The following is an 11,406-nucleotide window of genomic DNA, read 5'->3' on the forward strand; positions in this document are numbered from 1 at the left end:
GCTTCGGATTGATAGCAGTTGCGTTAAGCATATCAAGCTGTGCCTGCCGTCTTGCTCGTCGGGCTGCAAAGAACTTCTCCACCTGTTCCGCAGCAGCTTTTCTCTTTGCGGTTTCACTTGTTTCGGTGATAGTTTCAGGCTCGGCAGATTGTTTCGGCTTTGTCGGTGCGGTGACTGTCTGTGTCGGCTTCGGCTCGGTCTTTGGAACAACAGGCTTCGGCGCTTCGATAAGCATATCGGGAGTGACATTCGCCGCTGACAGCTTTTCCTGTATCTCCGCTATCTGCTCGGCTATGCGTTCGGGGGTGAAGTCTGCGCCCAGGGTGTCGGCTCTTGTAAACTTCTGTTGACCGTCACCTGATAAACGGAATTTCAGCTTGACCTTATTTCTTGGCTTGTAAACATATTTGATACTGCACTCCGAACATTTTTCAAGAAAATCCTTGAAGTCACGGCTGTAAAGCATGACCTCCGCAATCCTGACACGGAGCTTATCTTTCCACGACTTGCCCTCTTTCTGCATATTCCTCTCAAAGTGAGATACCCCATGTCCCTTTTCAGGCTCGGAGATAACAGATATACCGTGTTCAGCACATATCTCGTCCGAAATCTCACGCAACTCTGCCCACGCTCTTTCAGACTTTCTGCCTTGATTATGCTCGGTGGTAAAGCTCAGACCGTTATACAGATTTGTGTTGTTGAAAATGATGTGGCAATGCAGGTGCGACTTGTCATGATGAACAGCAATGACATACTGATAATCGCCTTTCAGATAACGGTCGCACAGCTCCTCTCCGATCTGCATAGCTTGTTCGGGCGTGACTTCACCGGGGGCAAAGCTCTGTATCATGTGGTAGGCAAGGATTTGGGTGCGTCCTGTTCCTGTGTTTCGGACGGCTCGGAAGTCCTCGCTTGCTCCTGCGCTATCGGCTCGGCAAGCATAAGAGTTGACATATAAACCGTCGATGGTCTTATCATCTCTTGTGATGTAAGCGATCGCTGCGCTGACTGTTGCCCTGATCGTATGGATAGAAGTGTATGCCAAATTTCGTTTACCCCTTTCTTTATCTCGGTAATATCCTCGGCATAGATGTGACCTGTGCTGTAAAGTCGGACAAGTATCTGGTTGATGTTTGCTCCGATGCGTTTCATCAGACGGTTACACTCGGCAATTTCGGAACGGTCGGGCGTGAGATCAACCCTCGCCCGAACACAATCACGGATATACTCGGTCTTGTTCTTGTAACCGTACTGCTCACACTTGGAAAGAATGTCCTGCATTTCCGATTCGGTGAAACGAACATTGAGGGTGTAGGACTTCTTCTCCTTCTTGCGTTTCAGGTACTTGCGTTCATCGTCGGTAAGCTGGCTCTCGTCCTTGTCGGCAAGGCACTTGTCAAGGTCGGCTCTGACCTCTTTGTCAAGTGCGTGATTGATTGCTCCCTCGTAGGTCATACCCTCAAACTCCATAGCCTTGTGTTTGGGCGGTCTTCCACGCTTCTTTTTCTCGGTTTTCATAGTGGTGTCTCCTTTGTTTGTATTTCGGCGTTAGCCGATTTTCTTGACCGCTGTGCGGTCGTTTCGGGGCTTGGGGTGTCCCTAACAAGCATTTGGTATTTTCGCTCGCTGTGCGGCGCAAAATACAATGCTTGTTATTTTTGTTGCGCTGTAGCGCTATTTTCCAGCCTGTGGGATTTTCATATCACTCAGGCTTTCGATGCTCCGTCAGCGAATTTGGAGCTATGCGACTTAAACTCTCCGCCGCTTAGGTCGGCGGTCATACTCGCTCACGCTCCTGCGTGATGCACTCAATATCATCACTCTTGAAATTGTAAACTGGCTCAGCGCAGTTATTGCGCAGTCTGGGCGGCAGTCCTATGAAATATGCTCCCATAAGTTAATACCAAATTATTGACCGCTTCGTTAAGTATACCGCAGAAAAATTTTATGATGAAAATGATATGCAGGGGTGCGTGTGATCGTCACAACGTCAAAGCCCTTCACTTTTCTACCGGTGTTTTTGAGAAAATGGCGTTGTTTTTCAGAAAAGTTTACACTTTGTTCATGACGGTTCTCCCTTGTGCCTAAATTCAACAGCATATTTCTATACAGAATGTGAATAGGTCACGGCGGCACTCGGATAAAACCCCCTCTATATATACAAGCACGTTCAATCAGGAAACGGGCATGATTTTTATAAAAATAGTTGCTCCGTGATAATAATTCTCCGTATTGAATAAATCAGAAATGGTGACCTATGCAGTATGCAGTCAATGTGATATGGCTCGGATTTGCAATGCTCGGTCTGCTTTCTGCAAAATTCCCCATAACAATTTCACGAATGAAGAAGTTTTATGGCGCACTCAACTTCTTGCGCAATGCGAATAGACTTTTGCTGTCCGAGAATGCTATAATATTAGCATAGGGTATTATCCCTAAATCCAATACATTGGGAGGTGATGAGAATGAGTAAGAAAGCTAAGACCGAGGTTGATGAGAAGTCCGCTGTTATCATTACGGATGCTGTTCTTGCGGAGAATCAGGCAAAGCTCGACAGCTACGAAAAGTCTATCAAAGCTGTGCAGGAGCGCAGGCGCAAGGTCATCATTGATAGCAAGCTCTACACCTACGATAAGCTCTCACAGCTTTACGGCGGTGCGGAGGGACAGGCACTTCTCGATGCTGTGACTGCGGAGCATACGCTGATCGGCAAGCTGACAGCAAGCGGTATGACCTATGAGCAGATTGGTGAGCTGGCTGACGATAGTTCTGCCGATGCTGACAACAGCTCGGACGAAAGCTATTCCGAAAAGTACGGTAAGCAGATGAGCTTTTCAGAAACAGATCATTCCTATTCGGAGTAACATATATTCCGACAACAAAACGATTGCTGTGTAAGGGACGGCTCTGCCGTTCCGTACAGCACCTGTGCTGGCGTAACGCCCCTGCAACAAAAAGCCATTGCGTGTAGAGATAGATAATCGCAGGCGGAAAGGAGACACTTGCCAAGAAAAGATACAGGATTTACTTTGGCTGAGCTGAATGAGAGATATAAAGATAAGCCGACCAGCAAAGCCGTGTACGAAGTGGACGGTCAGCGTTATGCTGTGACAAGTCATTTCGTGGGTGAAAAAGACCTTGATAAGGTGCTTTATGAACTTGCTTTCAAAAGAGCGTTTCAGAAAACCGAAAAGAACTAAAAAGTTTTGAAAAAAGACTTGCCATATTCGGTTTTCTGCGCTATAATAGTTGTATCATCGAATATGGTTTGCTTTGATTGGAAAGGAGTTATTATGGCAAAGCAAACTACTTACAATGTCGGGATCTATGTGCGTTTGTCGCAGGAGGACGAACGTGCGGGCGAATCCCTTTCGATTGAAAATCAGAAGAAGATGCTGACGGAATATGTCAGCAAGCAGGAGGGGTGGAATCTTATCGAGATATGCGAGGACGATGGCTATTCGGGAACAAGTTTCGATAGACCAGGTATCAAGCAGATTCTTGATGATGCAAAGTCGGGAAAGATAAATCTTATCCTCTGTAAAGACCTTTCACGTTTCGGAAGAAATTATATCGAGGTCGGTCAGTATATAGATTACATTTTTCCTTCATTCAATATCCGCTTCATCGCCCTGAGCGACAATGTAGACACGCTTGACAGAAACAGTTCGGCAATGGATCTTATGCCTGTGATGAATTTATTCAACGAATGGCACGCCGCCAACACGTCAAAGAAGGTACGCAGTGTCATGGCAGCAAATTCTCGGCAGGGCAAGTATCTGGCGGCTTCAGCTTCTTATGGTTACATCAAGGCAGATGATGAAAAGCATACGCCCTTGATTGATGAAGATGCCGCCGTTATCGTAAGACGTATATTTGAGCAGAGGGCAAGAGGGTTAAGTCCGAAGCAGATCGCTATACAGCTTAACAAGGACGGCATCGCAACTCCCTCGGATCATCGTTATCAGCTTAAAGGCAAAGATAATCCCCTTGTGACTTCACATCTGTGGAATGATTGTATGGTGCGTGGCATTCTTAACAATGAGATTTATATCGGAAATCTCGCACAGCAGAGAGTGACAACGGTATCCTACAAAAATCACAAGCAGATACGCAAGGACAGGTCGGAATGGATAGTGATTGAAAATAATCATGAACCTATCATTTCAAGAGAGCTGTGGGACAAGGTTAGAGAGGTTGACGCATCGGTGAGTATCGGCAAGACAACAAAAGAAGGCGTGATTCTTCCGCTGTCAGGATTTATGTACTGCCCAGACTGCGGTTACAAGATGAAAATGAACAGAACCATGCACACCTCTAAGAAGCGTGGAACATATGAGACTGTCAGCTATCGCTGTGGTACTTATGTTAGAAGCGGAATGGACGGCTGCACTCCTCATTCCATTTTGGAAAGAGTAATTTCACAGATTGTTGTTGACGATATTAGAGCAAAGGCACGACTTGCCGTTGAGGACGAGGACGCACTCCGTGAAGCCGTTAGAAAACGCAGACAGGCTACTGCCGATGCGGAGAGCCAGCATAACAGCAAGGAACTCCATGAGGGTGAGAAAAGGCTTGCACAGCTCGAAACGCTTATCAGTAAGACCTATGAAGAAAAGCTCCTCGGTACTGTACCCGAAGAACTCTGCGTGAAAATGCTGAATCAGTATCTTGATGAGCAGAAGATGCTGAGAGAGAAAGTCGCTGTACTGAAAGAAAAGTGCGAAACCGCTGAACAGGCTGAAAAGGATATTGACAGATACATTGAAAATATCAAGAAGTATGTCGATATTCAGGAGCTTACCCGTGAGACTTGTTTGGAGCTTATCGAGTACATCGTGATTGGTGATCGTCCCGAAAGCAAGGACGAGGACAGGCAGATTCACATCTTTTACAAGTTCCTTGACAAAGGGCTTACGGAGAAAAGAAACATTCTGCTTCCGCAGAATGTGGAGTAAATAATATTTGGGTGTACTTTTATGGGGTTCTCCTCACGGAAACCAAGCTCACCGAACGGGACATTGCCGACAGCCACATCAAAGCAGCCGTTCTGAAAACGGTTCTGCTCAAAGCCCTGAATCGCAATATCCGCATCAGGATAAAGAGCCTGAGCGATCCTGCCAGACAGCGAGTCGATCTCCACGCCGTAAAGCTGGGAGTGTGCCTGCATATCTTCGGGCATTCTGCCGAAAAAGTTTCCGATACCCATTGCAGGCTCTAAGACAGCACCGCCGTCAAAGCCGAAATTGCCGAGAGCTTCATAGATGCCGTCAATAACCGTAGGAGAAGTATAGAAAGCATCATTGACCGTTGAACGAGCCTGAGCGTACTCCTGCGGAGTCAGCAGCTCTGAAAGCTCCTTATATTCTGCGGCCCACTTCGGATCGTCCTTGTCAAAAGCCTTTGCCAAAGCTCCTCAGCCGACATATTTCGACAGGGTTTCCTTTTCCTCATCAGTTGCAGGACGCTTTTCAGCTTCAAGTGTTTTCAGTGTTTTGATTGCATCGACATTCGCCCTGAACTTTGTCTTAGCACCGCCGTCACCGAGGTTATCATCAGTAATGGTGAAGTTTTCGCCCTTATCGGGTGCAGTTGCTTCCGGTGTGGGAGCATCGACCTCATCAACAACAGGTGCGACCTCCGGCTCTTTCTCAGCCTGAACAGTCTGCTCACGCTCCAAGCTGTCAATGAAATGGAATGACATCAGCATATCGCCATTATCGAGCCGAGAAGTCAGCTCACCGCCGTCAAAAGTCCAGTTCTTCGCACGGTCGAACTCCATGTGGAGGTCTTTGCCCGTAGGTTCACCGTTTTCATCGAGCTTTCTGGAAGTAAAATCAACGGTGCTTACACCCGTGACGATTCTGCGCTCTCCGATACATTCAGGACGGAGATGATCGCTGATCTCAAATATCATTCCTGGCTTCAATGACTTTTTGAGCTGAGATAGGTTCTTGACCGTAGGAATATCAGTCTTTTCCGTTTCATGCGCGACAGCAGGATTATCCGGTTTGACCTCAGCCTTTACAGGCTCAGGCTTCACAGGTTCAGACTTTTCCTTTTCGGGTTCAGCCCTGCCGATATACTCATACAGACCGCTGTAAAGGAGCTTATCATAGGAGATATTCTCCGTCACAGCGAAACCGCTGCTTTCACGCTGAATGGTGCAATCGTCCGAATAGAACGGGAGTGCGCCCGTCAGCGAAATAACCTCAGAAACCTCGCCAGTAATCTTGTGACGAAATCGGTCACCGACTTCCACGATCTTGTGGCTCTGCTCCTCAGCCTTTTCCGCTTTGAGTGCGGCCCTCTCAGCTTTCTGTTCAGCAGAAAGGTAGGTATCGTCCCTGAGCCGTGATTCGGTCATTGTTGCGACATTGTACCACGAATGACGGAATTTTTCGCCGTTCTCAAAGCTGAATGTGATACCCTGAGAATTATAGTCAACGAGTGAGATCTTGCCCTCACCGCTGTGTCCGCCTGTGCCATACTCCTTTTTCAAGAAATCGGCAAGCTGCTGGATAGTCGGGTGCTTTTCTTCGTAGAAGTCCTGCACACGGAGCTTGCCGTGAACAAAGCCAGTTCCACGGTCGATCTCGGCGGCAAGTGCTTCATAGACCTGAACACCGTCCACCACCGGACCTTTTGCAAACTCGGACTTAGGCTTTTCTTTTGCTGGCTTTGAAGATGTCAGCGGTTCGGGATCGCCAAACAAAGAAAGCTGTTCGCCCTGAATATCGGGCTTCTCCCAAAACGGAATATCATCGTTCTGACTCCGCTGAATTTCCTCAATAACAGCATCATCGGTGAACAGGGGCTTGTCAATATCCTCTGAAACCGTTGGAGCATCATCGACTGCCATTAGACCAAGCTCATAGGCGGCTCCGTCGATCTCAGCATGATGGTTTTCATAGGTGTCGATAGAGATAACGCCCTCGGCATTATCAATGATAACAGTAGCTCCGAGGGAAAGTGCCTTATCCTTGATCTCGTCAAGGCTCTCGGCATCACCCTTGTATTTCAGCGTAATAGACGGCACATCTTCCGCAGGAGAAGAAGTATCAGAAACATCGGCGGCATCACTCATAAGGTCAACCGTCTGTTCGTCCTTGCCAGTGTGCCTGTCGATAACCTCATCGGGAACGGATACAAGGTCAGAGAAGTCCAAGTCAGTCAGACCGTTCTCGATCATATCCTCGATACTGTCAAATTGCTCTGTATCGAATACCTCGCCGTCAAATTCGTGAGTGAACTTGAAATCCACAAGGTCAGCCGTCACCTGAATGGGCAGCTCATCATCGGTCAGAGTGGTAAACGCAAGACCGACATTGTGCAGATCGGAGAAATCAGCACCCTCACGGTACTCTGCTTCGCAAAAATCGTTGATAAGGAACTTTGCCTTATCAAGCGGAGTCTCGAAAGTATGCTGAAAATCCATGATCTCCACGGGCTTGTCGGGGTTATGCTCAAGCATCGCAGTACGCAGGAGTGCGGGGAAAGTGGTCATCTCACGGTAAGGCTCAATCTCCATTTTATCGCCACGGTTATAGATACCGCAGACGGGATCGCCGTCATAGAACAGTTCACCGACCTTATCGCCGTCAGCGATTGCCAGTTTCCATGTGCCACGCTCCGTTTCGGCAGATTCGCAGTCAGTCCCGAAGAACTTGTCAACGACCTGCTGTAATGTCTGGAGCTTCTCAGCTTCACGCTTCGGAGGGTTCAGCTCAAATGCCTGTTCAATCAGGACAGTATATCCAGCTTCTCTCAGCTTGTCGGAGTATTCGTCCTTGACATGAGCCGGAAAACCGACCATAGGCTGCCCATTTTTGGAGAGCATACGCAGTCCGAGGACTTCCGCACCGATCTCCGCATTTTTGCCGTGCATCTCGTAGAAGTCACCGACCTTGCGGAGCGATACCGGACCTTTATCTTCGGGTTCAGCCTTTTCAGCCTGCTGTCCGCCCTTGCTGATGATCTCAAAGCCCTTTTCCTCCATATCCTGCTGCCAGCCGTCATACGCAAGAACATCGGAAGTACCGAGAAGGATACCGCCGTAGTCGGGTGCGTCAAGGTCTTTCAGGGAAATGCTCTTGTCGCTGATCTTCTCGACCTCACGGTGAGCGCCGTCATACATGATAATATCACCGACTGCAAGATCGGACACCTTTGCAGTTTCGGGCTTTTTCTGCACAAGCTCCTTTTCACGGAAGAACTCAGGCATTTTGGTAAAGCCGAAGCTGTCACAGAAATACGCTGTATCCTTGCCGTCAACGGAAATGACGATAACATCGGAAACTGAAAGAGAATGACCTCTGAAATCTTCGGGGTGATTGGTATTGAACTGAGCAAAGAGAGCTTCAAGAGTAGCATTGCCCCTGAACTCTCCGACTTCGCCCTCATAGACAAGCTCATAATCGTCCTTGTTGAGCTGAACACCGTCATTTTTGAGCTGTTCCATACCCTCAAAGCGGATACCGTGATACTTGTCACCGCCGGGGAGCTGATAAATCTGAAAAGTTCCTTTCTGCTCAGGTTCAGGACGTTCGCCCTCCTTGAAGAAAACAAACGGCATATACTTTTCGATTGCTTTTTCCATCGGAAGATGATCTCTGGTGATATTCACAGAAGTAGTCATATCGGCATTGTTAAGCAGTTGATAATACTGTTCTTCTGTTGACAGCCTGTTCCATCTCTCAAAAAACTGCTTTCGGGCAGACTGCGCCTGTTCCTGAATACGCTGCATATCTTTCTCCGAGAGAGTATCGTCATAAATAGATACAACGCCCTCCTCGGAAATATGAGCAACAGTAGGATAATCGTGAGTTTCGGGATCAGTACGGGATACATCATAAGCCGTAATACCATTTCCTAACAGACCGAAGTGGATAGAGCTTTCAGGCTCAAAAGTTACATGATACTTTTCCTTTGCGATGATAGCAAATACCTGTTCGGTCTGAGCTTCATCACCAAGAATACCATAGAGAGCCTTTTTGATACGGTTGAGCTTCGGCTTATTGTCGCCTTTCTCCCAATCTGCCATAGCTGCGCCGCCAAAAGCGTTAAGCAGGTCAGCGATTTTTGTATCTTCAATATCGGGTACAGCCGCCTGAATATCATCACGAACCCACCAGAAAGCGAGGTCATTGAACTCCTCATGGGTGCGGTCAATGAAAGCCTGCCCGATCTCCTCAAAGGAAACAAAACGCTCCATACCGCCGAAACTGCACATAAAGCCGTCCTCAGTCCTCTCCGTATGCAGGGAGTGACGGAGGTTTTCAGCATAATAATAGGTGCGGTCTGAGATCTCGCCCTGTTCAAAGATAAACTCAATATCTGTGGCCCCGCTGCCCTCTAACAGGCCGAGGGCAAGCTCACGGCGAATATCCTCACCGTCATGATAACGCTGGGCAAGGTCATAGAGTGCAGGCTCAGAAAGATGATAGCCGAAAGCAGCCTTGTCGTTGGGCTTATGCTTATCAAGATAACCGCTGTCAAACAGAGGGTAAGCCATGTCCTCCCACTCATCGCTGGACAGTGTACGCTCCGCAATGAACTTTGCAAGGTCAGCCTGGGAGAATAAAACTTCTTCCTCTGTCGGCACTCTGCTTGCGTTCTCTCTGTCGATAACAGCCTGCTTATGGGCAGTCAGGAAATCAGCAACATCGGACTCCTGCAAAGCATTATGCAGAATTTCGTCATACGCCTGAATATCCTCAGCCGTGAAAGTTTCGTCAATGCTGTCGATCTGTCCTCTTGTAACATCACCGACAAACATTGCGGTAATAGCCGCCCTCTGCTCATCGGAGAAATCGTGCTGAGAAAAGAAGTCCGAAAGCTCGATACTGCGGTCAAAACTTGACTTTGCTTCAAGCATATCATTCAGTTTGGAGTTTTCGCCATATCTTTCAGCCGGAGCCTGAGCGATATACGCATTGACAAGTGAGAGCATTTCACCGAACTGAGCTTCATCATATCTGCGGTCAAAAAAGTCAGCAAGATTCAGCTTCATATCCTCAACGGCAAGACGATGAACAACGGGAGATAATGCTACCATCTGTTCCATTGGCAGACCGAGGTCTGTCATATTGCGGAGCATACCGACCTCACGGACAGCGTTCTCCAATGCTCTATGAAATGCAGGAGCATTTTCCTTATCGACCGCAAAAGCTACCTTGCCGTCACGAACAACAGCGTGATAGCTCACACTTGTTTCAAGGAAAGGCTTGACCTCTCCGAACTGTTCAGGCGTGAGTTTGCTCATATAATAATGGGTATCACGGTTCGCTCGATAGTCACGGTTGCCGACTTCCTGCGCCTTATCGGGACTTGCAAACTGCTTACGCATATTCACAACCTCGTCCCTGATGTTGCGGACTGCAAAGAGATCAGCGTGACTAACCGTCAGCGTACCCTTGCCGGACGGATAGACTCTGCCCGAAAACTGCATACCACGGGCTTTCATGATCTCAGCCATTTTCAGCACAAGGTCACGGTCAGCGGAGAGGTACTCCTTCTGCGGGATATAACGATACTCCGCACTTCCGAAGATGTTTTTTTCGGGCGGAGAGTAAGGTCTGTTGGATTTTGTAATGCTCACATTGCCGAGGATATTTCTCAGCCAGTCGGTGTCCTTATCATTTACCGCCATACGAACAGTACCGTTCATTTCATAGGCATAGTAATTGATACCCGATCTTTCAAGTGTGTCTCGCACACGCTGAAAGTCTGCAAGCTGCATAGAAATCAGCGACTTGTCTCTGTTATCAGTCGCATCATTCCACATTCTGTTGCCGAATGTAATAAGGTCAGCCACGCTGTCAACCTCCTTTTTCTCAGTCTCATGTTCTACTGCTTTTGGGATACCACGAAGCATATCATTCCAGTCTTTATATGTATCGGGAGTGATAACACGCTTCATGTCGGGATACTGCTCCTGCAAACGCTGGGCAAAATCATTGCCTGCGGTATCATTGTCGGAGCATAAAAATACATTCTCAGGAGAGATATTGTGCCTGAGCATTGTATCAAGCACGATATTCGGCTTCACGCCCATCATGGAAACGAGCCTGCAATCGGTTAGCTCTTTATCGTGCATTTGCAGATAGGAGAGCATATCAATAGCCGACTCAAAGAAAAAAGCCTTTTCGCCCGTGCCACGGACTACTTCAAAGCCGTGTCCTGCTGCCGAGCCTGTTGCAATTCCTTTGAATTTGTATTCTGTTGATGTGCCGACCTTTTCAGCACCGATGATCTTGCCCTGATCGTCATAGTATTTGAAAAGGACATTTCCTGTCTTTTCTTCCTGAGCGATCACGCCCTGTCTCACAAGTGAAGCCACAAGGTCATAGTGATATAGTATAATAAAACTTGACACTCCAACCTCAAAGAAGTAAAATAGAAAGA

At 47.8% G+C, this 11,406-nt stretch carries 6 protein-coding genes and 1 pseudogene; 3 read left to right on the forward strand and 4 right to left on the reverse strand.

From position 1 onward, the window contains the following. A pseudogene (locus LI114_RS12270) lies at positions 1-931 on the reverse strand (relaxase/mobilization nuclease domain-containing protein); the annotation flags it as partial. Further along, positions 847-1,518: a plasmid mobilization protein gene (locus LI114_RS14325; protein ID WP_015558958.1), complete on the reverse strand. Its 672-nt coding sequence runs from the start codon at positions 1,516-1,518 to the stop codon at positions 847-849. The pseudogene LI114_RS12270 and the gene LI114_RS14325, both read right to left, overlap by 85 nt. A gap of 947 nt (positions 1,519-2,465) precedes the next feature. Here LI114_RS14325 and LI114_RS12275 point away from each other — a divergent pair. The 3 genes from LI114_RS12275 (at position 2,466) to LI114_RS12285 (ending at position 4,958) form a co-directional block, all read left to right on the forward strand. Further along, positions 2,466-2,864: a hypothetical protein gene (locus tag LI114_RS12275; protein ID WP_227220924.1), complete on the forward strand. Its 399-nt coding sequence runs from the start codon at positions 2,466-2,468 to the stop codon at positions 2,862-2,864. 138 nt (positions 2,865-3,002) lie between these two features. Further along, positions 3,003-3,200: a hypothetical protein gene (locus LI114_RS12280; protein WP_038670326.1), complete on the forward strand. Its 198-nt coding sequence runs from the start codon at positions 3,003-3,005 to the stop codon at positions 3,198-3,200. A gap of 93 nt (positions 3,201-3,293) precedes the next feature. Further along, the gene (locus tag LI114_RS12285) at positions 3,294-4,958 is read left to right on the forward strand and encodes a recombinase family protein (protein WP_015558955.1); all 1,665 of its coding nucleotides are present in this window, start codon (positions 3,294-3,296) and stop codon (positions 4,956-4,958) included. Here LI114_RS12285 and LI114_RS12290 read toward each other — a convergent pair. After that, positions 4,892-5,410, reverse strand: coding sequence for a hypothetical protein (locus LI114_RS12290; protein WP_227220925.1), 519 nt, complete (start codon positions 5,408-5,410; stop codon positions 4,892-4,894). The two genes, LI114_RS12285 and LI114_RS12290, sit on opposite strands and share 67 nt — an antisense overlap. A 6-nt stretch (positions 5,411-5,416) precedes the next feature. Beyond that, the gene (locus LI114_RS12295; protein WP_227220926.1) at positions 5,417-11,377 is read right to left on the reverse strand and encodes a YodL domain-containing protein; all 5,961 of its coding nucleotides are present in this window, start codon (positions 11,375-11,377) and stop codon (positions 5,417-5,419) included. Positions 11,378-11,406: the final 29 nt, after the last annotated feature.

Origin of the sequence: Ruminococcus sp. 210702-SL.1.03, assembly GCF_020559915.1 — a bacterium.
In the GTDB taxonomy this organism is placed as follows: domain Bacteria; phylum Bacillota; class Clostridia; order Oscillospirales; family Ruminococcaceae; genus YE71.

What these genes read in the sequence shown, in the direction of transcription:
- LI114_RS14325 (WP_015558958.1), bottom strand. Translation starts at nt 1,518, where the DNA reads ATGAAAACCGAGAAAAAGAAGCGTGGAAGACCGCCCAAACACAAGGCT.
- LI114_RS12275 (WP_227220924.1), top strand. Translation starts at nt 2,466, where the DNA reads ATGAGTAAGAAAGCTAAGACCGAGGTTGATGAGAAGTCCGCTGTTATC.
- LI114_RS12285 (WP_015558955.1), top strand. Translation starts at nt 3,294, where the DNA reads ATGGCAAAGCAAACTACTTACAATGTCGGGATCTATGTGCGTTTGTCG.